Annotated in this window: 23 protein-coding genes, 1 tRNA gene, 2 other RNA genes and 6 pseudogenes; 8 read left to right on the top strand and 24 right to left on the bottom strand. The window is 34.3% G+C overall.

All coding sequences use genetic code 11. From position 1 onward, the window contains the following. Positions 1 to 163 precede the first annotated feature (163 nt). From AB6N09_RS02650 to rsmA, 8 genes are all read right to left on the bottom strand, one after another. On the bottom strand, positions 164 to 739 hold the full coding sequence (locus AB6N09_RS02650) for a glycosyltransferase family 2 protein (RefSeq protein ID WP_411131401.1): 576 nt from the start codon (positions 737 to 739) through the stop codon (positions 164 to 166). A 71-nt stretch (positions 740 to 810) separates the two neighbouring features. Then, the gene (locus AB6N09_RS02645; protein ID WP_411131400.1) at positions 811 to 1,308 is read right to left on the bottom strand and encodes a hypothetical protein; all 498 of its coding nucleotides are present in this window, start codon (positions 1,306 to 1,308) and stop codon (positions 811 to 813) included. Positions 1,309 to 1,313: 5 nt separating this feature from the next. Continuing rightward, positions 1,314 to 1,790, bottom strand: a complete 477-nt coding sequence (locus AB6N09_RS02640; RefSeq protein ID WP_411131399.1) for a hypothetical protein — start codon at positions 1,788 to 1,790, stop codon at positions 1,314 to 1,316. A gap of 7 nt (positions 1,791 to 1,797) precedes the next feature. Continuing rightward, a complete protein-coding gene (locus tag AB6N09_RS02635) occupies positions 1,798 to 2,277 on the bottom strand; it encodes a F0F1 ATP synthase subunit B family protein (protein ID WP_411131398.1) in 480 nt (159 codons plus the stop codon). Positions 2,278 to 2,280: 3 nt separating this feature from the next. Next, complete coding sequence (locus AB6N09_RS02630) at positions 2,281 to 2,508, bottom strand: F0F1 ATP synthase subunit C (protein WP_411131397.1); 228 nt, start codon at positions 2,506 to 2,508, stop codon at positions 2,281 to 2,283. Between the two features lie 59 nt (positions 2,509 to 2,567). Continuing rightward, positions 2,568 to 3,293: a F0F1 ATP synthase subunit A gene (locus AB6N09_RS02625; protein WP_411131396.1), complete on the bottom strand. Its 726-nt coding sequence runs from the start codon at positions 3,291 to 3,293 to the stop codon at positions 2,568 to 2,570. Positions 3,294 to 3,401: 108 nt separating this feature from the next. Beyond that, positions 3,402 to 3,638 (bottom strand): hypothetical protein, encoded by a 237-nt coding sequence (locus AB6N09_RS02620; RefSeq protein ID WP_411131395.1) that lies wholly within the window; start codon positions 3,636 to 3,638, stop codon positions 3,402 to 3,404. Positions 3,639 to 3,891: 253 nt separating this feature from the next. Next, positions 3,892 to 4,698, bottom strand: coding sequence for a 16S rRNA (adenine(1518)-N(6)/adenine(1519)-N(6))-dimethyltransferase RsmA (gene rsmA / locus AB6N09_RS02615; RefSeq protein ID WP_411131394.1), 807 nt, complete (start codon positions 4,696 to 4,698; stop codon positions 3,892 to 3,894). 86 nt (positions 4,699 to 4,784) lie between these two features. Between rsmA and AB6N09_RS02610 the strand changes: the two genes are divergently transcribed. After that, positions 4,785 to 4,857: transfer RNA gene (locus AB6N09_RS02610), tRNA-Thr, on the top strand. Positions 4,858 to 5,055: 198 nt separating this feature from the next. Here the strand turns inward: AB6N09_RS02610 and AB6N09_RS02605 are convergent. The 7 genes and pseudogenes from AB6N09_RS02605 to ffs form a co-directional block, all read right to left on the bottom strand. Then, positions 5,056 to 5,896, bottom strand: a pseudogene (locus tag AB6N09_RS02605) (IS982 family transposase). Between the two features lie 178 nt (positions 5,897 to 6,074). Continuing rightward, on the bottom strand, positions 6,075 to 6,572 hold the full coding sequence (locus tag AB6N09_RS02600; RefSeq protein ID WP_411131393.1) for an invasion associated locus B family protein: 498 nt from the start codon (positions 6,570 to 6,572) through the stop codon (positions 6,075 to 6,077). Then, positions 6,565 to 7,458 carry an RNA polymerase factor sigma-32 gene (locus tag AB6N09_RS02595; protein WP_411131392.1) on the bottom strand — a complete coding sequence of 298 codons (894 nt, stop codon included), beginning with the start codon at positions 7,456 to 7,458 and terminating at the stop codon, positions 6,565 to 6,567. Before AB6N09_RS02595 ends, AB6N09_RS02600 begins: the two co-directional genes overlap by 8 nt. A 273-nt stretch (positions 7,459 to 7,731) precedes the next feature. Then, a complete protein-coding gene (locus AB6N09_RS02590; protein ID WP_411131391.1) occupies positions 7,732 to 8,442 on the bottom strand; it encodes a P44/Msp2 family outer membrane protein in 711 nt (236 codons plus the stop codon). Positions 8,443 to 8,767: 325 nt separating this feature from the next. Beyond that, positions 8,768 to 9,082 (bottom strand): YbaB/EbfC family nucleoid-associated protein, encoded by a 315-nt coding sequence (locus AB6N09_RS02585; protein ID WP_411131415.1) that lies wholly within the window; start codon positions 9,080 to 9,082, stop codon positions 8,768 to 8,770. A gap of 21 nt (positions 9,083 to 9,103) precedes the next feature. Further along, complete coding sequence (dnaX, locus tag AB6N09_RS02580; RefSeq protein ID WP_411131390.1) at positions 9,104 to 10,588, bottom strand: DNA polymerase III subunit gamma/tau; 1,485 nt, start codon at positions 10,586 to 10,588, stop codon at positions 9,104 to 9,106. A gap of 15 nt (positions 10,589 to 10,603) precedes the next feature. Further along, positions 10,604 to 10,701, bottom strand: an RNA gene (ffs, locus tag AB6N09_RS02575) — signal recognition particle sRNA small type. Between the two features lie 89 nt (positions 10,702 to 10,790). Between ffs and AB6N09_RS02570 the strand changes: the two genes are divergently transcribed. Then, positions 10,791 to 11,444 carry a glutathione S-transferase family protein gene (locus AB6N09_RS02570; RefSeq protein ID WP_411131389.1) on the top strand — a complete coding sequence of 218 codons (654 nt, stop codon included), beginning with the start codon at positions 10,791 to 10,793 and terminating at the stop codon, positions 11,442 to 11,444. 1 nt (position 11,445) lies between these two features. On the opposite strand, the gene AB6N09_RS02565 is transcribed toward AB6N09_RS02570, so the two are convergent. Beyond that, a complete protein-coding gene (locus AB6N09_RS02565) occupies positions 11,446 to 12,096 on the bottom strand; it encodes an O-methyltransferase (protein ID WP_411131388.1) in 651 nt (216 codons plus the stop codon). A 244-nt stretch (positions 12,097 to 12,340) separates the two neighbouring features. On the opposite strand from AB6N09_RS02565, the gene AB6N09_RS02560 reads away from it, so the two are divergent. Then, positions 12,341 to 12,619, top strand: a complete 279-nt coding sequence (locus AB6N09_RS02560) for a DUF2671 domain-containing protein (protein ID WP_411131387.1) — start codon at positions 12,341 to 12,343, stop codon at positions 12,617 to 12,619. Positions 12,620 to 12,647: 28 nt separating this feature from the next. On the opposite strand, the gene AB6N09_RS02555 is transcribed toward AB6N09_RS02560, so the two are convergent. The 3 genes from AB6N09_RS02555 to ssrS all read right to left on the bottom strand — a co-directional run bounded on the left by AB6N09_RS02555 (position 12,648) and on the right by ssrS (position 14,053). Continuing rightward, complete coding sequence (locus AB6N09_RS02555; RefSeq protein ID WP_411131386.1) at positions 12,648 to 13,358, bottom strand: thioredoxin domain-containing protein; 711 nt, start codon at positions 13,356 to 13,358, stop codon at positions 12,648 to 12,650. 65 nt (positions 13,359 to 13,423) lie between these two features. Next, entirely contained in the window at positions 13,424 to 13,873 is a 450-nt protein-coding gene (locus AB6N09_RS02550; protein WP_411131385.1) for a type II toxin-antitoxin system RatA family toxin, read from the bottom strand. Positions 13,874 to 13,891: 18 nt separating this feature from the next. After that, a non-coding RNA gene (ssrS, locus tag AB6N09_RS02545) (6S RNA) lies at positions 13,892 to 14,053 on the bottom strand. 114 nt (positions 14,054 to 14,167) lie between these two features. On the opposite strand from ssrS, the gene AB6N09_RS02540 reads away from it, so the two are divergent. From AB6N09_RS02540 to AB6N09_RS02525, 4 genes and pseudogenes are all read left to right on the top strand, one after another. Continuing rightward, positions 14,168 to 14,758, top strand: coding sequence for an MlaC/ttg2D family ABC transporter substrate-binding protein (locus tag AB6N09_RS02540; protein ID WP_411131384.1), 591 nt, complete (start codon positions 14,168 to 14,170; stop codon positions 14,756 to 14,758). Next, positions 14,755 to 16,113, top strand: coding sequence for a bifunctional folylpolyglutamate synthase/dihydrofolate synthase (locus AB6N09_RS02535; RefSeq protein WP_411131383.1), 1,359 nt, complete (start codon positions 14,755 to 14,757; stop codon positions 16,111 to 16,113). The genes AB6N09_RS02540 and AB6N09_RS02535 overlap by 4 nt, the downstream gene beginning before the upstream one ends. Positions 16,114 to 16,240: 127 nt before the next feature. Then, positions 16,241 to 17,344 (top strand): annotated as a pseudogene (locus AB6N09_RS02530) (aspartate kinase). An 888-nt stretch (positions 17,345 to 18,232) separates the two neighbouring features. Next, positions 18,233 to 19,666, top strand: a complete 1,434-nt coding sequence (locus AB6N09_RS02525; RefSeq protein WP_411131382.1) for a TomO hydrophobic C-terminal domain-containing protein — start codon at positions 18,233 to 18,235, stop codon at positions 19,664 to 19,666. 40 nt (positions 19,667 to 19,706) lie between these two features. Here the strand turns inward: AB6N09_RS02525 and AB6N09_RS02520 are convergent. The 5 genes and pseudogenes from AB6N09_RS02520 to AB6N09_RS02500 all read right to left on the bottom strand — a co-directional run. After that, positions 19,707 to 20,022: pseudogene (locus AB6N09_RS02520) on the bottom strand (IS982 family transposase); the annotation flags it as partial. A gap of 487 nt (positions 20,023 to 20,509) precedes the next feature. Continuing rightward, complete coding sequence (locus AB6N09_RS02515) at positions 20,510 to 20,881, bottom strand: holo-[acyl-carrier-protein] synthase (protein WP_411131381.1); 372 nt, start codon at positions 20,879 to 20,881, stop codon at positions 20,510 to 20,512. Further along, positions 20,878 to 22,155 (bottom strand): proline--tRNA ligase, encoded by a 1,278-nt coding sequence (gene proS / locus AB6N09_RS02510; protein ID WP_411131380.1) that lies wholly within the window; start codon positions 22,153 to 22,155, stop codon positions 20,878 to 20,880. The genes AB6N09_RS02515 and proS overlap by 4 nt, the downstream gene beginning before the upstream one ends. Continuing rightward, positions 22,122 to 23,183 (bottom strand): annotated as a pseudogene (locus AB6N09_RS02505) (penicillin-binding transpeptidase domain-containing protein). The gene proS and the pseudogene AB6N09_RS02505 overlap by 34 nt, the downstream one beginning before the upstream one ends. Positions 23,184 to 23,270: 87 nt before the next feature. Further along, positions 23,271 to 23,532: pseudogene (locus AB6N09_RS02500) on the bottom strand (hypothetical protein). Positions 23,533 to 24,522: 990 nt separating this feature from the next. On the opposite strand from AB6N09_RS02500, the pseudogene AB6N09_RS02495 reads away from it, so the two are divergent. After that, positions 24,523 to 24,647: pseudogene (locus AB6N09_RS02495) on the top strand (PD-(D/E)XK nuclease family transposase); the annotation flags it as partial.

The raw sequence follows: 24,647 nt of genomic DNA, 5'->3' as shown, positions 1-24,647 counted from the left end.
CAACAAAAAGATTCAATAACAAAATTCCTTTAAGTCCATTGTGTCTATAAAGTGATCTTACATTCCTTAGATGGACAACATAAGTTTGCACATAGCCTTTAATCCAACGCGCTCTTTGCTTGATCCAGGCAAACACAGTAGTTGGTGATTCTTCCAATGTTTCTTAGTCAATAATCCTAGTTTTATATCCTATTTGTGCAAGTCTCAAACCCATGTCAGCGTCTTCAGTGACATTATAAGCATCCCAGAGAAGCACTTTCCTTAAAATTTCTACTGAAAAATGATTACTGCTACCACCCAAAGGTATCGGCATGTCCATTCTTTGAAATCCAGGCAATAAGTACTGAAACCAGCTCATGTATTCTAAAGAGAAGGATTTCATCAGAAAGTTGTAATTATAATTGTAATAATTTAATCTTGCTTGCACACAGGCTAACTTATCGTTGCCCTTATTAAATTCAACCAATGCTTTTTTTAATTGCAGTGGATCTGGCTCGTCATCTGCATCATACATTACTACATACTTTCCTTTGGCAAAGCTCATGGCATAATTGCATGACTTAGCCTTCGTCTTAGGCAAAGAATGAGGCACTTTTATCACTTCAAAATATTGCGGTAAAGTATGTTTTTCTACAGCTAAAAGCATTTCCTGGTCATCACTTTCTATAAGGAGCTTTACATCTAATTTTGATTTTGGGTAATCCAAACTTTCAATGCTTTCAATCAATTGCTTTATCACTGTGCCTTCTTTAAAGGCGGGCAATAAAATTGTATATATAGGAAAATCTTCTTCGTTTATCTTATCATAATCTATTTTTCGGTTGTAGGTTTCATATAAGCCAAAACTGTAATTATAAATTTGAACAAATAGCTAGAACATCCAACTATAAATATCAACATTAAAGCAAAGTATGTATACTTCTCTGTTAGTATTAAAATTGAAGTTATAATAAAGAAAGAAGCAAAAAATATTGAACTTAGTTTAATATTCTTGGCTAAAAAATTATGGTTTTTATGGAATAAATAGTTGCTTGCAAATTCTGAAACATCAAAGTACGAGTTAAGAAAATCTAAAATCTGTTCACCATCTGCTTCTATTAGTATGCAACCATCACCGTAGTTAGCCTTGATCCAGTGGTTGATATCTTGACTTGCATCTTCAACCATAAAAAAAGTAGTATTATTTAATTTTTGCCAAGGAACTATATTAAACTTGTAGTAAAAAAACTTTTCTTGCTCTTTACACAAACTGGAGTCAAGCTTGATTTTTTCTATATCATTAATTTGAAGTATAGGCAGCTGTTGCATTAAATCTAATGCAATTTTTTATTTAAATCACGTGAAAGTGAAGATATGACCTCGCTGCTGCGCTTGTCATCCTTGTGTTCCTGCATTATTTTTTTTACAGCGTCAGCTGCTATACTTGCTGTATTAGCTTGTAAATCTCCAATGGTTTTTTCAACTTGGTCAGTAACTTTCTTTAAATGAGAACGGGTATTATCATCTAACGTCTGGTCCAGCTGCTTTCTACTGTGTTTAATGATACTATTAGCCTTATCAAGAGCTTCATTCATCATTTTATTAACTTCTGCATCTAATCTTTTGTATTTCTCAGAAGACTCTCTATAATACTCCAACATATCTCTTCTGAATTTTTCAACCTCTTCATTCGTAAGTTTGCTCTTGTTACGCTTATTATTAAGAGCGTTTTTTATCACCTTCTTTAGTAATTTATATGAAAGGATAAAACCTACGAAAAAAGCAAGACTGACAATCAGTGACGTAGACATAAAACCCCTAGAATTCTTTAGATACCAAGCTAGCAACAAACTCCTCTTCAATTTCAGAATTGGTCAATTTACTGTAGTAAATTAAGGCAATACCAGTAGCTATTCGCTTTAGTTCATCAATGTACTCAGATTTAAATCTTGCTACTTTTTCTTCAACAAGTTTGCTCATTTTTTTGTCTTCCTCTTCTAATATATCTTTCAGACTTGCTCTCATTTCTTCTACTTGGGTAAGTGCATTATCCACAATCTTTTTTGCTTGCGTTCTAGATTCGTTTAAAGCTGCGTTATATTTAACAGTCTGGTTTTCTATAAGTTTTAGAAGGTGGATGGAACTATTAAAAGAATCCAGTGCCTTCTTACTCCTAATGCTTATTATTTCATCTAACTTTGGTAGAAATAAACAACTTACTACAAAAAAAAGTAAAGAGAAAAGAATTAAAAACCAAAAAACTTGAGAAAAGAAAGTTGAAACATCAAGCTGTGGCATGTGTTAAGCAACAAACATCAATAACATTGCAAGGAGAAACGCGAGTAACCCCATAAATTCAACCATAGCAGCACCAATATAAACGTAAATTTTCATTTTACCTTCCGACTCAGGGTTTCTTGCAAGCCCACTTAGCAAAGTAGAAAATATATTTGCTACACCAAGACCTGCCCCGAACGTGCCAAGTACGCTTAAACCAATCGCTATAAACTTTAAAGCTACTAAATCCATATATCACCTTTAACTATTTCTTTATGTATTAATTATATAATGTTCTAAAGAAAAGTCAATTACTTTACTGCATCTGACAAATATACGCATGTTAATATAGTAAATATATAAGCCTGTAGAATTGCAACGAAGATTTCAAACCCTATTAATGTGATTATGAATAAAAACGGTATAGGGGTTAGAGTTACGTGCATATTCATAATAAACCCCGCTATCACTTTGATGATCGTATGACCCGCAATCATATTTGCTGCAAGCCTTATTGATAAACTTATAGGCCTTGCCAAGTAGGCAAATAGCTTAATGAAAACCATCATGGGTGCCAACCACAACGGAGTGCCCTCTGGCAACAATGTGCGTAAAAACTTTACTCCCCTTTCTTTGAACCCAACAATTGTTGTGTAAGTAAAAACTACCATCGATAAGGCAAAAGTAACTATCACATGACTTGTAACTGTAAAGCTATAAGGAAGAACGCCTACTAAATTACACGACAAAGTGAAAATAAATACTGTAAATATCAAAGGAATGTGCTCCAAGCCTTTCCTTCCAGTGTTACTTTCTATTATTGAAATCACAAAATCATATACACACTCAACTGCAGCTTGCAAATATCCTGGTATTAATGATCTTTTCCTTACTCCCAAGAGCAAGAAGAATATAGCTGATATTACCGAAATCATCATAAAAAGAGATGAGTTGGTAAAATTTATATCATGCCCAAATAGTTTGGGTAATTCTACTATTGTATGTATCTTAAACTGTTCTAGCGGATTTAACGCCATATTTCGACCCTATAAACTTAGACTACAACAGTAAATAAAGTATAAATTTTATAAGGTAAAGTCAAGAGTTAAGGTGATATAGACTCTGTGTTACAGAGTCCTTTTTACTCACTTCACTTTAAACCCACAATTTTTAATACTATCTTTGATAGCCTGGATATCTGTTTCGGCTTCGGCTTGAAACTTCACATTGATAGTAGGGTTATCACTTTCATGATCAAATTCAATTTTGTTGATAGACAAATCTTTTTGAAGGTTATCTTCAACACAGTTAGGAAATGTTAGCATTGTGTAATAAGTCATATCGTTTGGATCATGAGAACGACTATAGTCCAGCAAAGACACAGAGCCTTCCTCGTTGTATCCTCATATCCGTATAGATTCATAACCTTCACGATGATTGAAAGAAGACTCAATGTTATATTCATTTGCTGGTAGTTCAAATGTTATTGTGTTATCCATAGCATTACCTAATTAATTAAACCCGTTATTATAATATAAGCATATTAACAAAATATTTACTAGAGTGGCTAATTATAATTAGCGCTGTATTTCAAAAATTACTAAGTTGTTTAACATCCAGATTTAATCTGCTATCTTAACTATTGAACAATTCTTTTTGTATAACGTTTGCAAGCAAACAAAATTGTTCAATAGTTAAGTTTTCTGGACGTTCGTTACCATTTAATTTGGCGTTTTCAAGAATGGTTTCAGCATGACTTGTTATATTTTGCAAGCTATTCCTTAGCATCTTTCTTCTTTGAGCAAAAACAGCGCGCATTAATTTTGTCAAGGTTTCCAAATTTACTGCAAATCTTTCGGTAGGTAAAGGATTTACTGTAATTACTGAAGAACGCACTTTCGGCCTTGGAAAAAACTCTTTAGGTTCAATATCAAATTCCTTTCTTATATTGCACAGTAACTGGCTTAGCACCGATAGAGAACCATAGTCTTTGGAATTAGGTCTTGCTATAATGCGATCTGCTACCTCTTTCTGAAACATCAATGTCAAACTTGTAAAAAATTTTATGTTGTTTAACCACTTCAAAAATAATGCTACCGAGACATTGTAAGGTAGATTAGCAATGACTTTGACTGAACGTTCTATTAGCTTTTCTTCTATAACATGCAGTGCATCCGCTTCTACAATTCTATACCTTCCATGATACTCATTCAACAGTTGATTATGGTATTTCACTAAATTGCTATCTTTTTCTATAGCAAGCAGAGACCTTGGATTATGTGCCAATATTTCCCTTGTTAATGCACCATACCCAGGACCAATTTCAATAACGTTAAAATCTTCCAGATTACCAGCTAAAACGACTACTTTTTTCGTTATCTCACTCGATAAAATAAAATTTTGCCCTAGGCTCTTTTTTGGCTTCAATAAAAACTTTCCCATATTATTGTATTATACAGTATTTTGATAATTTTAAAAATTAGTTGACGAAAATTCATTGATAATTGTATATTGTTAACGTATTTAACGCCGGCTTAGCTCAATTGGTAGAGCAACTGACTTGTAATCAGTAGGTTGTCAGTTCAAGTCCGACAGCCGGCACGTGTAGTAATTCATACTTGATCTGACAAATAAGAATTAACATAGTTTAAACCACTATCAACACCTTCTTCTAACAAACTCTCTCTATTAGTTCATGTTTTTTATTAAAGTATAACCAAATTCCCGTGCCCTTTTGATCAAATTTTTCACAACTTTCTCCTTATAACGCTAACTATGGATGGCTTTGTTGCATAGCTGTCAGTAAGAGGTGGAAATGGAAGGTTTTTTGCGTAGTAAAGAATATGAAATAAGCGTAGAAAAAATGTGAACTAAAAAATTAATAGGAGATTTATGGCAAGTATGTTCAATTTCTAATCTGTTTTTCAGATAACCAAATACAGTTTCAATGATAGATCTTTTACTCAGAAAAATCTTCTTATTTAGCGAGATTAATGCATTTTTCATACCTTTTTTTACCTTGGTTATAAGTTTGAGATTTCTATCAAGTAGTTTTAAAAATAGATCCTTTTTAATATAGCCTTTATCCCCAAATAATAAACCTACTAACTTTTGTGTTAGATCTGGAAATGGTTTTCTATCATCAACGTTACCCTTTGTTAACCTTGAATTTTACCCTTTTCATTGATTACCATATGTAATTTAAAACCATAAAACCAATCATAAGAGCTCTTTCCTATTTTAGCAATTTTGGCAAAAACGTTGTTTTTTGAGATTCTCTTTCTTTGGCATACTGCAATAGGTGTTAGATCAATATAGAAAACACCTGGCCTGCTCACATAGCCATTGCAGCAGGATCATCAAGCACCATAGAACTCTCGGCTTTAACCCAATAAACCTATCATACGAAGGTAGTTTTAGAAAGTCTGACTTATGTAATAACTTTAGATAGTTTTGATAAAATGATTTAAAGTCATCATGCCTAGATTGATGGTATAATAGAATTATTGTTATAATTTCAGATTTCTGGCACTCTTGTGGGTTTTTTACCGTTTGGTAATAATTTACTTGCAAAATTTCCATCTATTATTTTACAACAATCGTCTACAAAACAGAATAATTCTGTTATATTTTTATTCATTGGGTAACCTCCTATTATCGCTAAAATACTGGAGTTTATCATATTTCCCTTCTTCTCTCTATTCTCTTTCTAATCCATAGTTAGCGTTTCTAGTATTCTGCGGTGCTAATCTACGTTGCTCCCAAAAATTCCTTACCATAATACAATAGATCTAGTGCAGAATAGACGCAAAAATAGCTTATTTTATGTGGCACAAATCGTGCATTTTCTGATATGCCTTTTGAAAACCAAGTAGGGAATAAGTGTCATCAACAGTTGCTGCTTTTGTTTTTCCATTGACCACCATTGATAATCCTTGTTTCATCTTGAGAATTAGTTCTTGGTCTGTTTTTGTGTGCTCTGCCCATGCAAGACTCCCCTGTATTATGGGCAATGTATATTTAACTTTTTTATCGACATTAAGAACTACAGGCTCCTTATCGTACTGAAAACCAGAGGTAACGCTGACCTCATCTGCTTTTTTATCGACATAACTGACCATTACATATGGCTTGCGATCAGTTGTATAATGCTCACTTTTTTTCTTAGGATAAGACACGACGTAGCACACTTTTTCTCCATCTTCTAATGTAGTATACACAAGCCAATCCTTATATTTTTCCTTCAACTGCACATCACTAACCGATGCGAGAGCGCCTACTGAAAAAAATATTAAAAGTACAAAAAATCTACGCATGCAAGCCAAATTTTAAACTCTCCGATTGTATATGCTGTCTTACCTTATTTATCGCCTGCTCAGCTAGCTGTCTTATTCTTTCTCTTGAAACACCATATTTTTTACTAAGCTCATCTAAAGTTTGAGTATTTTCAGACAAATATCTGCTGATAAAGATGTCTCTTGACCTTTCATTAAGACTTGCCAGTGCATTGTTTAAAATTGTTTCTTTTAATTCTTTTTCTTCATAATTTTGATAAGTTGTTTCTTGACTAGCCGAGTTACATGGAATCATATCTTGTAACTCCTTTTTAGAGTCATTACCTATATTTATACACTTATTTAGCGACTGGTCCTTACAAGCTAAACGGTAACTCATCTGTACAACATCTCCTTCAGATACAGAAAGTTCATTGGATATTGCTTTTATTTCCTCATTACTTAAAGTTTCTCTGTTTGTATACCATAAAATTCTTTTTTTTATTTTACGCAAACTAAAAAATAGCTTTCTTTGCGCTTGCGTTGTGCCTATTTTTACAAACGACCAAGATTTCAATATAAAGTCTTTTATTGAAGCTTCAATCCACCACACCGCATAAGTTGAAAAGCGAAACCCTAAATCAGGATTAAACTTTTTCACTGCATGCATTAAACCCATGTTTCCTTCCATGACCAGGTCCATAAGCAGCAGTCCATAGTTTTTGAATTTCATTGCAATTTTCACTACCAAATTCAAATGACTGGTAATCAGCTTATGAGCGGAAGAAATATCTTTGTATTGGTGCCAATTTTTTGCTAATCGCACCTCTTCTTCTTGAGATAGCATAGGAAACTTTTGCACTTCAGTAATATACTGCGTGAGACTAGTGCTACTGTTAATACATAAACTCGTTGTTGAGATTAACATAACAACTCAAATTAAAACTCCATACATATAATATATTGATTTTCTAGCAAAAATTCAAGGTTTAATTTAAAAAAGTATGTATATTTGTGCACCCAACTAGTACATCAGATGTCTTAGCACCGGCTGCCAGCATATAACTCCATAAACTAAAGTAGCCTACATATGTCATTCTAGCGCTTAAAAACAATAGAATCCACATTTCTTTTTTCTAGGTCCCAGCACCAGTTACTTGAATGACAAAACTGGGACAACAAGAAGAGCTGCTAAGATGGACTAGAAGTTAAATGCTACTCCAGCTTCTGCACCAATAGTGCTGTAAAGGACTTTGAGCCCGTCTTTAATAGGTTGCGAACTACTTCCATCTGCAGCAGCTGTAGCACCTAGTTTATCAAAGCTAGCGCCATAAGAGCCGAAATAGCGAGCCCCAGCAAAGAGTTTGATTTCTGGAGTTACTTCATAACTGACACCAGCTTTTGCTTGATAAGCAAAACCAAATCCATGCTTTTTATCTCCCATAGGGTCCTTTAAAGGATTGCTGAGATATGCTGCACCAACACCAACACCAACGTATGGAGTGATAGGCATATCTTCAATTGCTACATCGTAATAGACGTTAACTAACCCTGAAAATGCAGTTAAATTATCTGCAACTTTTGGTGTATCTGTTGCACCGTCAACCTCATTTTTGCTTAGCTGCGAATAGAGCCCCTCAGTGTCAACTCTGATATCGTCCATTTTGTAACCAAACGCAACACCACCAGCAATAAAAGAAGCTTTTAAAGGATCTTGGTCTTCATTACCTTTTTTATACTCAATACCCTTAATTTCTGTTTTAAAAGGTAAAAATTCACCATTGTATTGCAGGCGAATGTAGTAGCTAGTTTCTTCATCAGCTATTGGACCAACAGGATCTGAAAAAGCAGCGTTTGATAAACTTAGCAACGTCACTAAAGCGGTTGCTGAAAAAAACTTTTTATAATGCATAATTGCCCTCGTTAAAAAAAAATTAAAATTCCACTTTAGCAATTTAAGTAAAAACTAAAGTTAAGTCAAGTACTAACTTAATAACATAAAATATTTGACATTTAAACCAATTTTTAAGAGGAAGGTAAAAATTTTATTAATAAAAAGATAATAATATAACTTTTTATCTTTGATTTTTCGGTATTTTCTTACTGACTCTAGTATTTCTTTGCTTTCTGCATCATTACTGCGATTTCTTTTATCTTTGCATAATATTTCAGGTACATCATATGAAACAACTCTAGTATCAAAGATACAGAAACCTAGTTAGCAATACAGAGAATTTTTAAAAGGGGAGTTTAAACCCGGGTGGTAACCCCATCATGCCTGCAAGATCAGAGGTCGCATTTGCCATGTCTTCCTCTGCCTTTTTAATGGCATCGTTGAACGCCGCTGTTACTAAATCTTCTACTATATCTTTCTCCTCGTTTCTCATAAGCTCTAAATCTATGTTTACTTTCTTAGCTTTATAACTACCTATTTTTATAACTTCCACTAACACAGAAACTTCGCCACCCCCGGAAACACCTTGAAATTCTTTTCCAATGTACTTCTCTTGAGCTTTCGCAAGCTTTTTTTGCATCTCTTGTGCTTGCTTCATTATTTGACTAAAATCCACAACCTACTCCCTATTCTCTATATTAACTACCCTTGCACCTTTAAACGTATCAAGTATATTCTTGACTTCAGGTGCATAATTCAAATTACTTACTTCCCTGTTCATACAGCCTACATCAACTGTGACAACCCATTCTTGTTGAGTCACTTGATTTAAGTAATTTTTCAAGTCATTACAAAAACTGTTGTTCAACCGAGATGCGGCTCTTAATTTTAAATACCCAGGTTTGCAATCTACTAATTGTAGATTAGTACATAGCTGTTTGTAAAGATAAATTTGGTTATTCTGTTGTAAGAGTTGCAGAATTTTATCAAAATCGTAATTTTTTTGCTGTGCGCTCTCTGCGTTACGCATATTCCTTTGCTGTGTATTCTGCGTAAGAACTTTTTTGACCACTTGCTCGGGAGAAGGTAAATCAGAAAGATAACAGAGGCTAATTAACATCATTTCAGCAGCAATATCATTACATGTTGAAGTTTTTATATCCTGAACTCCCTTGAGCAACATCTTCCACAATCTCGAGAAAAATATTAAAGATTTCTTTGCACTTAAGTCTTTTATCCTGCTCTTTTCACATTCTATAACTGAACTATCAATTTCTTTCGTAATCAAATAACGGCATATTAATTGGATTGTTTGCAATAGACCTTCGAAGACACTGATTGGGTTTGCTGTCTTTATTGCCTTGTCGAATACTGACAGAGCCTTCTGTAAATCACCATCTAATATTGCTTCCAGTAGATCAAATATAATATCTTTATCTACCAGACCGAGTATTTCTATTACATTCTTGATGGATATTATACTATCTTTGCTATATAAAACTGCTTGATTTACTAAAAATAAAGCGTTACGCATCGAATTGCTACAGTGGTGTGCAATTAATTCTGATGCCCCATTTTCAATGAGATAATTTTCTTTTTGTGCAATGTCATTCAACCGCTCCACTATTTTAGCTGCAGGGATGTTATGCAAATCAAACCTTTGACAACGTGCAATAATAGTTATCGGTATCTTTTTTATCTCTGTGGTTGCCAGAATAAACTTTACGCTAGATGGTGGTTCTTCTAGGGTTTTAAGCAATGCATTAAATGCACTGCTGGATAACATGTGTACTTCATCTATAATGTAAACCTTGAATTTGGAGTTTATAGGTGAATAGCAAATATCTCCTAGGATTACTTTGATATCTTCAACGCTAGTGTGACTTGCTGCGTCAATCTCTATCACATCCGGGTGACTTGAATTCTTTATCGCTAGACAATTTTCACATGATCCACAGGGTTCAAAAGTTGGCCCTAAGGAACAATTTAAACATAAAGCTATTATTCTTGCTGTGGTAGTTTTACCAACTCCGCTGCTACCAGAGAGCAGTATGGATTGTGGGATTTTGTTGAGAGTAAAAGCGTTTTCTAATATACGTACTAATATATCTTGACCTACTAGATCTTTGAAGCTACTAGGACGATATTTTAATGCTATGTTCATAACTTACGATAAACAAACAGTTCAATAGGTATGCAACCCAAAAAGATTCTGATATGGCTGCTTCATCTCTGACCTTACCAAGTTACAGAGTTTTTGCCTGCATACCTTGTAAAATATTATACTTTTTTTTTATTTAGCAAAGCATATTCTATGGTAATCTATGATTAGTTTGGGTTGCATGAGTTACACATAGAAATTAATTATGATTTTATATCACTTCTCTCTTTGTCCGTTCTCACGAAAGGTTAGAGCTCTTCTCAAGGAGAAAAAGTTAGGTTGTGATTTAGTATACGAGAATCCGTGGGAGAAGAGGAATGAATTTATGGAGATTAATCCAACCGGACAAGTACCAGTACTTGTGGATAATAATTTTATTATAACAGACAGCACTGCTATTTGTGAGTATCTAGAAGATACTTACAGCAGTGATATCAAATTGCTCGATTTGTCTACTGTTGTTAAGTCTAAAATACGCGCTTTAGTTAACTGGTTTGATAACAAGTTTTACAACGAAGTTACTAAATATATTATAAACGAAAAAGTAATAATTAACCGCAGCCCTGACTCTAGGTTTCTTCATGCAGCTCAGCATAACCTGTCTTGCCATATAAAATACATTGAACACTTAATTAGCAAAAACGTTTGGCTTGCAACCGATAAGTTCACTTTGGCTGACATTACTTTAGCGTCACATATCTCTGTAATGGACTATGTAAATAGTTTTCCATGGGGAAAAAGTAGAATTTTAAAAGAATGGTACTCTATTATTAAGTCAAGGCCTTGTTTTCGTGAGATGTTATTAGAAAGGGTTTCTGGATTAACTCCTCCTAAGCATTATGCCGACTTTGATTTTTAACTCATGTTAGCTTTAAAGCTACAGTCATCCCTTCATCAGTTGGAATCAACATAGAGTAATATTTTTCTTCGTCTGATAATCTACGATTAAATTCTCTCATAGCCTGCCATGATTTTTTTGATACTTCCTTTTGAGGTGATTCTAAAAACACCGTGTTAAATAATAGAGTGTTATCTGCAACAATAAGTCCATCTTGTTTAATATAAAGCTCTGCCCAATCTAAATATTTATGATAGCCACCTTTATCGGCATCAATGAACATCATGTCAAACGGTGCTTTTGTTGACAACTCATTCAGTTTTTCCAATGCGTTGCCTTCTATTAAAGTAATTTTATTGCTCAGATTGAAAGCACTAAAATTTTTTTTTGCTATATTTAAGTGCTCAGGATTGTTCTCTATTGTGTATATATGGCCACATTCAGGTAGAGCTTTTGCCATACAAATTGACGAATATCCGTATAATGTACCAATTTCAACGATACTTTTTACTTTATGGATTTTTATAAATAAACTGAGCAGCTTTCCTTCTTCAGCGCTAATTTGGATGCGTTTCTTTTCTTCAAAAATACAGTATCCTTCTATTTTTTTGTATTCCTTTGCGAATAAATCTCTTATGTATGATAATTTCATGCTAGAGTTGTTGCGTGCCATGTCTTATATTAAAGGTTTAATTTATATAAAATAAATATATGTCAGCTTAAAAATGGTAAAAACATTTATTTTAGGTTAGTATTTTTTACAGCGTAAAATTTTAAGTGACAAAAATTATTATATATAATAGTATAATTAACTAGTATAATAATCGGTAGATTGTCATACTAGAATTTGAGGAAATGCTCATGAGCATTTCTCTTTAGTTAAAATATAATTTTCATAATCAATTACAGGAGGTTATATGTCTTATAATATTGCTAGTGAAGTTGAAACGTTAAGCAAAAAATCTAACAAAGATGAGGGGGTTACATTGTTACATAACCCAGCTTATCGCGAGAAATATAGGGAACGTTTTGATGAAGCCCAGAAAAAAGTTATGGATATGGTTCAGTTTTATGATGGAACAATAATATTAATAGAAAACAAAATTGCTATGTATTATTATGCTTGGCACAGTAAAAAAAGAGAATTTGAGCGTAAGAAACAACAAGCAGTGATAAAAAACGATAATTCAACATAGGGGTTTTTTATGATAAGCTACAGTGGTATCATTTCACTATAGCTTTTTCATATAGCTTATCTATTACATTAGTGAAGTATTCTAATGTTTTATATCCCTCGTGTTTAATTTTATTATGTTCTGTACATGATTTATCGTTGCTAAGCTTGATAAAAAATATTGGAGTAGCCGTAATACCAAGCTTATTTATTGCCAGTGATTTATCGTTTATAATTTTGTCAAACACTTCCTTGTTTTTCTTTTCATCGATGCATTGGTTAAACAGGTCTTGCTTTAAGTTACTTAGTGCAGCAATCCTTTGTAGTACAGTTAAATCGCTTAAATCAGAATAGTTCCACGAGTCTATTGAATTAAAAACAGCTTTGTTAAAATTAAAATAGTCTTCTTCTTTTTCATAGCAATAGCTTAGCATTGCAGCTTTTAATCCCCTATAATCCAGAGGAAAATGACGGAATATATATAACATTTTGCCCGTATCTATATATTTCTTTTTAATTGCAGGAAAAACCTCCTTATGAAAAAGGGAACAGTGATAACAAGTGAGCGAAGCATATTCTATCATTAAAATTGGCGCTTTTGGATCTCCTAGTGATTTGTCATCGGGCAATGGTGATAATAGTTCTTCTGCTGTTGTTTCACCAGTTTTTCGAGTGCACTGGCTGTTTGATAAGTCTTGTTTAATAACTGCATAAGAATTAACACTTATAAAAATTAGTAAAAGCAATAGTCTGAAAATCATTACAATATAAACATTAAAATTACTAAGAAAATTACGTATCTATATTAATAATATCAAGATAACTTTTACTTAGCAAGGCTCTCAACTCTTTCTTTGAATGCAGCAATTATTTTGCTTTGTGTATATTTGTACACTGAGTTTAATAGAGTTGAAAGCGAGCTAGATTTAAACTCAAATTCTATGTAAAACTTCACCATGGTCTTATTTTCACCTATAGGAATGAATTTCCATTTATTGTATAAATGTTTGAATATTCCATTTGATGATACAGCTTTTATCCAACCTTCATTTGTTCTGCTTGGAGAAAGAAAGTTTACTCCTGATGTATACTTTCCTTTAATACCATGAAAAGCTGCTAGAAGATCCACAACCATTTGACCATCAATTTTTTCTTTTATATAAATAGCTTTGCACCAAGGAACAAAATCAGGATACTTCTCAACATCAATTACAACCTGAAATATCTCATCGGGTGAACAGAAAAAAGCACCTTGTTCTTTGTGTCGGTAGAGCATAAATCTAAATCAACTGGAATAGGATCCGTATCTACCGTCAGTCTTAGTAGATTCCTGAGACCTAAAGTTAAAGTGGGCATCACGTATTAATTTCAATGAAATTAATAGAGGCAATTCCCTTGACTAGAAATTATCGCTCGGGAAATTTAACTTAACTCATAACGTATAGAACAGACCCTTATAATTATAGCTAGTTTACATGAGTTGTGTCTATATGTATATTGCAGTCAACAGTAAACTAACTATCTTTATTAAACTTTGTATTTTGAGTGCTGTGGTCAATAAGTGTACCTTATGAACATTACTAAAGCTTTAATCATTATTGTTTTTGTTATAATTTCTTCAGGTGCTTACACCAGCTGTGTAGATCACAAAATTTTTGTGCATGCTATGAAGCAACAAGTGGATAGCATATATACAAAGGAGAAGAAAAGAAATCTGGAATGTATATATATAAAGCTTCAGGAGATCATTCGAAACAATGTTAATCTCAAAGAAATATCCCGATTTGTAATGGGAAAACATTGGACTTTGACTACCCAAAAAGAAAGAGAAAGTTTCTTGAAAGAATATGAGATGTATCTTACGCATTTGTGCGTCAAAATTTTGTATCAGTACATGAATAACAGCGAAATGACCATAATGGGCTCAAAAGCAGGTGATGATGGAATTTGCTTGGTTAGTACAAGATTTTCCTACGGCGATGAAGAATTTACAAATATTGACTTTAAAGTTGCTAAAAGTAACAGTTCTTTCTTAATAAATGATGTTGTAATGAATGGAATAAGTATTTCTATTAGTCAACGTTCCCAATTCAGTGAAAAAATTGATACGTATGGTATAGCGAGTGTTATAGATGAATTAAAATGTAATAACAATCTATGATATACATGCCTCACTGGCCTAAGCCACTTGGTAGAAGACCAAAAGACTTTTCTCTTGAGCGCATAAAAAGCTTTCTAAGTAAGTTAGGCAGTCCAGAAAAAAAGATGCCTCAGGCAATTCACATAGCTGGAACTAATGGAAAAGGTTCAACATTATCTTTTATGAGGTACATAATGCAGTCAGCGGGATATAAGGTCCATGCATACACTTCTCCACATTTAGTTAATTTTAATGAGAGAATAGTCGTTGCAGGGAGTCATATCGACGATAATGAATTATATAGCTTATTAGAAGAATGCCGCACTGCAATCGCAGATCAGCCTATCACTTTGTTTGAAGCTGCAACAATTGCAGCATTCTTAGCTTTCTCTCGTCATAAAGCCGATGTAACTTTAGTCGAAGTAGGCGTTGGTGGAAGACTTGACGCAACAAATGTTATAGATAATCCGATCTTAACAATCATTACTTCCATTGCACTTGATCATATGGAATATCTTGGTCCAACTGTAGAGATTATAGCAGGTGAGAAGGCTGGAATAATGAAGCATAATGTTCCTTGCATAATAGCACCACAAGAAAAGTCCATAATGAATACGCTAGAGCAATATGCAATCAATAAGAGATCTCCTCTATATAGAGGTGGCTTTGAGTGGAATTGCAGTAAACAACTGTCTGTCATCCAAGTAGCTAACACTTGGATCCAGCAAAAAAATAAGTGGATTCCAGCGTCACACGCTGTAGCTCGAATTATTTTCCAATCGGCTATTCAATCAATAGAATTTCCTTTGCCTTCTTTGAAGGGCGATCATCAAATAATTAATGCAGGAAACGCTATCGCAGCATGTAGCATTTTGAGTGGAAAGTATGGATTTGATATTGGAGAAGAGGATATAGCTTCAGGTTTACAACATACCTACTGGCCTGCACGACTAGAGCTTATAAAAGAGGGCAGTTTAATTTCTTTGTTACCGAAAGATTGGCAATTATTTTTAGATGGTGCGCACAATAACGATGGTGCCAGAGTGTTAGCTGATTGGATGAAAGATAATTTTGCTGAAGGTATCTATATGATTTTTGGTGTTACTCGTAACAGAAACGTGGAAGAGTTTTTGGAACACTTAAAATCATATATCAAGTTATTATGTGCGGTTTGTGTTAAGTCTGAGCCCAAAGCAACAAATACAGGTCTAATCAAAGAGGGAGCGAATAATATAGGGATAAATGCTATTGAATGTGAATCGATCAGTGATGCCATATTAAACCACATACTAAAAGTTCCTATCCAGAATGTCAAAACCATACTGATTTGTGGTTCGCTATTCCTAGCTAGGGATTTTGCTATGGAGAATAACTGAGCCTTTTAAAGTTTATATCAACTAGCGCTATATTTTTTTCTGGAGGAAGGCTATATTGTAGCTATGGACAATATAATCATAAAAATTTGGTGGGACCTCATTAACTGACTTAAACCGAGTTGCAAATTTGATAAAAAAGGATGTTGAGAGAGGTTGTAATGTAATCGTCGTTGTATCCGCCGTTGCGGGATTTACTGATCAAATGGCTTTTCAGGCTAGACAAATCTCAGATTTAAGCTGCAAACGAGAGCTGTCGGAATATGACGTTATACTTTCAGCGGGAGAACAGATTTCTTGCGGCATGTTAGCAATCACTCTCCAATCTATTGGAATAAACGCTAAATCTTAGCTTGCCTGGCAGTTACCGATTATAACAGATGATCTTTATTCCAAGTCTAAAATAAAAACAATAGAGATTGATCATCTGAAAAGGCCTTTTACTGAATGGTATACTGTAGCGATCATTGCCTGCTTTCATGGTATACATGATGATAGAATTACTACTTTTGGAAGAGGAGGCTCTTATATATCAGCAGTTGCCTTATCGGTAGCTTTTAACGTCGAAGTTTGCGAGATTTTCGCTGATATTGATGGAGTATATACAACTGATCAGAAAATTGTTCCAAAAGCACGCAAGCTCAAATCTATCTCTTACGATGAAATGTTGGAGATGTCGTCATCTGGTGCTAAAATACTACATAATCGTTCAGTACAGCTTGCAATGAAACATAACATTAAAGTACAAGTGCTGTCCACCTTTAAAGAGGTGGAAGGAACTGTAGTACTGGACAAAAAAGATATACTGGAGAGATATACAATTACTGGAATAACTTATAGCACTAATGAGGCTCTTGTAACTTTTGCTAACCTTACAGATACCTTGCATATTTTAAGGGATATTGCAGGGGCAAACATTAAAATTGATATGATACACGGATCAAGTATTGTAATTTCCGAATTTGATATTGATTTAATGAAAAAGTTACTGAATGGGAGCTATATCATAAACAATAACGTAGCTAAAATTTCAATAATTGGTATTGGCGTTATGTCCAACGCTGAAGTGATGCACCGCATACTCAAGGTCTTGAGCGAAAAAAAAATAGAAATGCTCGCTATCACAGCATCTGAAACCAAGATCAGCATAATCGTTCAAAGAGAATATGCTGAAGTTCTAGTTAGAGATTTACATACAGAATTGGTACAGATAACCTTATGTCATACAACTTAGACCTCTCGCATATCAAACCAGTTTTGAAATATGCGAAAAAACTACTTGACAACCTTCGCCTTCACCACTATCATAGTAGTGAAGCTATTTATTTAACTTCCCAATCTCTATAGGTTAAAATGACAAGAAAGCTTGTATTTGGCGTACTATTGTTTAATTTTTCGCACTATGTGCACTGCATGTCTTTTTAAAACTTCGGGTTTTTACCCATACAAGCTGAAACGCGCTTATAAGTCGTTTAAGACATCACCCAACGCCGGATTTTAAAATAGAGAGTGGAATAACTAGCTACCTCGTGGTTTTATTGTCTTTTTTCTCTGTCTGATAAATTTCTTAAATATTATAGCTTAGACTAGTTGCATTTAAAAGCAGCTAAATTGCTGCGTTTAAGACACAAAAACGCCAATACTGAAAGTAGACAATGGTCAGGGCTTCTTTTGCTTTTTTTCTCGTTTGATAAATTTCTTAAATATTTATTACTAAAGTAGCATCCTAGATGAGCTACTTGGGTAACACTCTTCCTGTGGTCTGTACCACTTGGGCAAAGGTAGGTAATAAATTTTATTTACTCGATGTATACCGCTAGTTCCTTGCGAACTTTTGCTTATTGTAACTTTGCTATTCGCTGAAATTGGCTATATTGGCTTACTTTTACTAAATATACATATGAACTAGCTTGCCTAACTTTGTTGCAATAATTTCAAGCCTATATTTTCACAACCCTATTTTTACCAAACAAGCTCTCACAAAGGTACGTACTTTTTGTGGTTTTGGCAAAAGTAAATAATTGAAATTTTTGTAGCGCTATAGAATACGGTACTTTCTATTATTATTTGACAATTGCTGAAATATTGGTTAAAATGTTTATGTAGCTTATAAGGAAAAGATATGGATTTCGAAAAATACGTAAACAAAAAAGATAACTCTCTTTGTATCACTCCAGATAAAATTGATGAGTCTTCAAGTGATAATGATGTCATTCTTGTCTCTGAGGTTATACCGGATATAAACATAAAACATCTAGTAGAATTTTTAAAAGATAACCCAAGCATTACAAAACTTAGTATAGCAAATTGTAAAGTTAGTGATGAATATGTAAGAGAATTGGCTAAGCTTACTAACCTTACTAGCCTTAATTTATCTAATAACGATATTAGTAGTGAAGGTGTAAGAGAATTGGCTAAACTTACCAGCCTTACTAGCCTTAATTTATCTAATAACGGTATTGGTGATAAAAGCGCAATGGAATTGGCTAAGCTTACTAAGCTTACTAACCTTGATTTAAGAAGCAACTACATTGGTTATGAGTGGGCAGCAGAATTACTTAAGAAACTTACAAAGCTTGAGGAACTTGATCTCAGTGATAATGATATCAGCTATAACGATGCAAAGAAACTAGATAAGCACATATCTTCTGGTGTACTTCTGTTGAATAAACGTCCTGTTGGCACTATTATTAATTGCAATAAGTTTATTGATCAAACCATCAACAAAGGCAACTACAGCAAGTGGATCTCTAATTCTGACTTAGCAGCGTTAGCAAAACACTATTATAAATGGAATAAAGATAATGGTGTAATTTTTGTGGATCCTGTAAAACCTGCATTTCAACAGAAACATTTGGATATGTTGAAGAACAATCGAGATAAAATATTAATATCGATTGTTAATAATGGTGGAAATCACTGGGTATTGTTAGTTGCATACAAAAATCAAGTTTCCTTTGTTGATTCTCTTGGAGGATCAATAAGCGCTAAAGATAAAGAACAATATAATTACTTACGTGATTTACAAGAACAAAAGGAGCAACCAAATATTGAATTTCATGAATTATCATTTCGCCAGCAGCGAGAAGGTGATTATTGCAATTGTGGAGTATTTGCTTTAGAAAACGCAAGGATTATTCAGGAGAATATTGATAAAGATGTAAGTGTCATTAAGAAAAAGTTGAAGGAAGCATACCCGCATGATAAAGATTACTATGAAAGATTAAATGGAAAAAGGAAAGAATTTGCATCAGCATTAAAAGAGTTCTCAACTGGTAAGGCAGTGCAGTCAAGCATTTTAAACTCAAGTAAAAAGGTAAGTACTAAGAATAGAAAACATGGTAAATATGCTGCTGCTTCTTTTGTGTTAACTGTAGCATTTGCAGTTTGTGCAAGCTTAACAGCACCTTATTTAGCAATATGTATCACACTTACTGTAGCTGCATTTGCTGCTCTTGCAATAGGATGTTACTGTTCATATAAAGCAAATACAGCACTTGGTGATGTCAAAGCTGATCAAATTAAAAAAGATGAAGAAGTTATACTGTACTATTAATATTTATCATACCATCACACTCTAGGAGCATACAGAAACACCTGGCCTGCTCACATAACCATTGCAGCAGAATTGCTAAATACCATAAAACTCTTGGCTTCAACGCAATAAACCTATCATATAAAGGTAGTGTTGGAAAGTCTGACTTATGTAATAACTTTAGATAGTTTTGATAAAATGATTTAAAGTCATCATACCTAGATTGATGGTATAATAGAATTATTGTTATAATTTCAGATTTCTGGCACTCTTGTGTGTTTTTTACCGTTGGGTAATAATTTACTTGCAAAATTTCCATCTATTATTTTACAACAATTGTCTACAAAACATAATAATTCTGTTATATTTTTATTCATAGGGTAACCTCCTATTGTTGCCAAAATACTGGAGTTTACCCTATTTCTCTTCTTTCCTACATTCTCTTTCTAAGCCATAGTTAGCATTAGGAGGGTGTTATGCCAGTGCTTGACACTTGGATCTGGGATACTACTTTAGTAATAAATATTTAAGAAATTTACCAAGCAGAAAAAAAGACAAAAGAAATCCCGTGGTAGAAGTTGCTCACTCTCTAATCCTGCAAATTGGCGTACTATACTGTCTTGAACGACTTATAAGCGCGTTTCAGCTTATATAGGGAAAAACCTAGAAGTCTAGGTAAAATTAATAAAGACATGAGGTGCACATAGTGCAAAAAATTAAACATAAGACGCCAACTGTGATACTTTCGTCGTTTAATCTGCACAGATTGAAGCTAAATGAATAGCTCCAATACTATTGGAAGGGTAACAGCGGAGGTTGTCAAGTAGTTTTTTTTGGCTAGTTTAAATCACAATAGTTGTAAAACTAGCTGCAGATTACAACAAATGCAGTAGCGTAATCCCCGTCATCGCTTAGGGAGAGGTGAATTATGTGGTCCTTGGAGATAGAATCCTTGCCAATGGCTAGATGTGGCTTTCCTCTTATATCACTGTATATTTCTATATCTTTCATTGTAATGCCAAGGCTGAATCCACTGCCAAGTGCTTTAACAAAAGCCTCTTTTGCTGCAAAACGTTTAGCAAAATATTTTGCCCGTATTTCTTGACTGTTGTACTTTCTGCTTATCTCTATTTCCCGCTCAGTGTAGACTTTATTGAGGAATTTTTCACCGTACTTCTGCAGTATTTTCAATATCCTTGGTACATATACTATGTCAGTGCCGATACCGCGTATCATTCTGCACTGAAGCGATTTATTGCTTCTTCAATCTGCATTTCCTCAATTTCTCCAGTTGTCCTATTTTTTATTTCGACTATATTTTCACTTACTGCTTTCTTTCCCACAATTATTTGCCACGGTAAGCCTATTAGGTCCATTCTAGCAAATTTCACTCCTACACTTCCCTCCGTATCATCGTAAAGTACTTCATCGCTTTTTAAAGCTTTGTATATTTTGTCTGCAATCTCCACGCATTCGCTAGTTTTTGTTTGTAAATTGATTAAACCAATCCTAAAAGGAGCCACTGCTTCTGGCCAGATAATTCCTTTATCATCATGAAAAGCTTCTATTATTGCACCAACAAGCCTTGAAACTCCAATGCCATACGAACCCATATGTATATTGACATTCTTTCCATCGTGTGAGGTGACTTTTGCATTCATTGGCTTTGAATATTTATCGCCAAAATAAAAAATGTGCCCTATTTCAATACCCTTGCTAATGCTTAACTGTTCTTGCGGTATAGGGCAAGTTTTGAGGTCGTGCATATCGTCTGCAACTGCGTATATGCTCTTCAAACTTTCAATATCTTCACTTTCTAGCAACTCAGAAAATTTGTTGTCGTAATATAAAGTGCTTTCACCAGTGCTTGCCAATATGTGAAATTCATGGCTTAAATTTCCTCCAATTGGCCCTGTGTCTGCTTTTACTCCAATTGGAGTAAGTCCCATGCGTTTGAAGATTTTTATGTAGGTTTTGTGCATTAAATTATATGCACTCAGTGCACTTTCGTAGTCTATATCGAAGCTATACGCATCATTCATCAAAAATTCCCTACCTCTCATAACACCATAACGCGGCCTTACTTCATCACGAAATTTCCATTGAATCTGATATAAACAAAGTGGCAAATCCTTGTAACTCTTTACTGTACCCCTGATTAGGTCAGTTGCTACCTCCTCATGCGTTGGTCCGAAAAGCATATCACTCTCATGCCTATCCTTAATGCGCAGCATCTCTTTGCCGTAATCATCATAACGCCCTGACTCTCGCCAAAGGCTTGCTGGTTGTACACAAGGCATTAATACCTCAATCGCACCAGCTTTATTCATTTCATCTCTGATGATGTCTTCAATATTCCTAAGCATGCGCAAACCGAGCGATAACCAAGAGTAAATGCCAGATGCTGTCTGCTTGATTAAGCCCGCACGTAACATATATTGATGAGAAGCAATTTCAGCACCAGCTGGGATCTCTTTCAAAGTTGGTAGGTAATATTTAGATAGGTGCATTTAATAAATCTGATTGTACTGAGTAATTTTAGTACAATCAGATCTATAGGCAAATTTATTTTGAAAGTAGAAAAAAAGTACCGGCGTCTTTCCAGATAAGCAAGCACATATCGCAATATCTTACTCGCTATAGCAACATCTTGACGTGGAGTTTTGCCGTGTTCTATGAACACAGAGATTGCATAGCGCGGGCCATGGTAGGGGCCATAAGCAATAAATAACTTATGGCTTTCACCCATGGAGTTTATCTCTGGAGTGCCGGTTTTGCGGGCAATTTGCATAAACTCAAGCCCATTTCTATAGGTTCCAGCCTTAGAATTTACCGCATCAAACATAGCTTTTCGAACTATGTCAAGATGCTCATGATTCACGTCGATTTCAGAAAAATCTTGTGTAGTTTTGCTCATCTCAATGTGGGGAATTACTTCTTTTCCTGTTGTAACCCTTGCCGCAAGAACTGCAAGCTGTAGTGGTGTTGTAAGCAAATATCCCTGTCCTATAACCAAGTTGATAGTGTCACACAAATACCAATGTGAATATAGCTTCCGTGCGCGCCAATCTCTATCAGGCAATAACCATGGAGCTTCCTCCTTAAACGTTCCAATTAGTGGCCCACTGCTAATACCAAATTTTCTGGCCATTTCTACTAGAGAGTCTATACTTATTTTTTCCTATGTTATAAAAGTAAGTGTTACATGAGAGAGCCATTGCCTCGTTTAAAGATACATATCCATGGGCTTTGCTTTTCAGGCAACGAACTTCCGTTCTCCTATTGTCATATAGCCCCTACACGAAAATTTTTCTTCTGGTGTGATTATTCCATCTTTTAAGCCTGCAAGTGCAACTATTACTTTAAATATCGAACCAGGTGGAATTTGATACGATAATGCCCGATTTACAAGCGGTAATGAGGGAGCATTTAGATTTTCCCAAGTCTCATTCGATAGTCTGCTAGTAAAGAGATTACTATCGTAGGAAGGTGAATTGTATAACGCTAAATTTCGCCCATTATTTACATCAATGACCACTGTAGAGCCTTTGTAAACCTGAAATACCACACCTGCAACTTTCTTCTGCAGATCAATATCAATTGTTAGTTGCACATCTTGCCCATCTTACTGTGGTATGTTCAATAATTCTCTTATAACACGCTTCTTAGAATTTATTTCCTGCTCAGATTTTCCTGGTTCACCTTTTAATATATGATCATACGTATACTCAATACCACTTACTCCTAACTCGCTTATTTCCTGCTGTTTTTTTTGTATACCCAAGTACATGAGAACACATCGAACCGTATGGATAGTAACGTTTATAAAGAGCAGTTATTTCTGCTTTTGACAGTCTTGCTACACTAGATTCAATTTTCGATAACATCTCCAAATCAGCTTCTTTAACAGAAATTTTCTGCTCATCAAACACGATTTTGTTTACCGCAAGTTCAACGCCATTTCTATCTAAAATTCTGTCTCGCTTAGGCACAATATTGGCAATCCGTATCCTATTATTGTTAGAAAGCGCTTCGTATTTTTGTCTATTCCGTATTTGTAAATTATATAGCCTATAACTAAAAATTGTAGAAATGGTAAGCTGAATACCACCTAATATAAATGCTCTGCGGTTAAAGACTTTGTTTTTGTCCACATAGAACTCCTTCAAATATAGCTCTGTGGCTTATCATACGAATATAAGAGACCGAAAAACTTCGACACATGAATTGCAAAGGCAGTATGTTAAATGTTATAGCAGTTAAATACAAATAAGTACACTTGTACAAACATTGTCAGCCGTAAGCTAAATAATTTACAGAAACAAAAAAACTACTTGACAACCTCCGACGTTACCCTCATCATAGTAATGAAGTTATTATTTATCTTCAGTCTGTGCAGATTAAATGACAAAGAAACTTAGCATATTTGGCGTCTCATGTTTAATTTTTCGCACTATGTGTACTACATCTCTTTTTAAAACTTCTGTTTTTCAAGCTGAAACGCGCTTATAAGTCGTTTAAGACATCAAAAACGCCAATGTTATAAGATAGGTAGTAAATAACTAGCTACTCGTGGTTTCTTTTGCCCTTTTTTCTGCTTAGTGAATTTCTTAAACGTTTATGGCTAAGGTTAGTTGCATTAAAAATGCATCTAGATTACAGCGTTTAGGATAAAGAAACGCCAACATTTCAACACAAAAGTAAATAATTAGCCACCACAGGGCTTCTTTTGCTTTTTTCTTCGTTTAGTAAATTTTTTAATATAATTACAATTCAAGATGAGGCTTGGGTTCGCAGACCGATGCATCCGAAACAAAAAGATTGAATATTTCTACAGAATTGTGTATAATTATTAATACTTTTTAAGTTAATTTCCTATGGCTTTTGCTAAATTTCTCGACCCAAAAAATGATGTAGCGTTTCGTCGTATCTTTGGTACAGAAAAAAAATAAGGATATTCTTATTCACTTTCTTAATGATATCCTGGGCTTCACTGGCAAAG

The sequence above is a fragment of the Wolbachia endosymbiont of Tettigetta isshikii genome (assembly GCF_041154185.1).
Lineage (GTDB): Bacteria > Pseudomonadota > Alphaproteobacteria > Rickettsiales > Anaplasmataceae > Wolbachia.
Note: the sequence above shows the minus strand (reverse complement) of the source record. Positions and strands in the feature narration are given on the sequence as shown.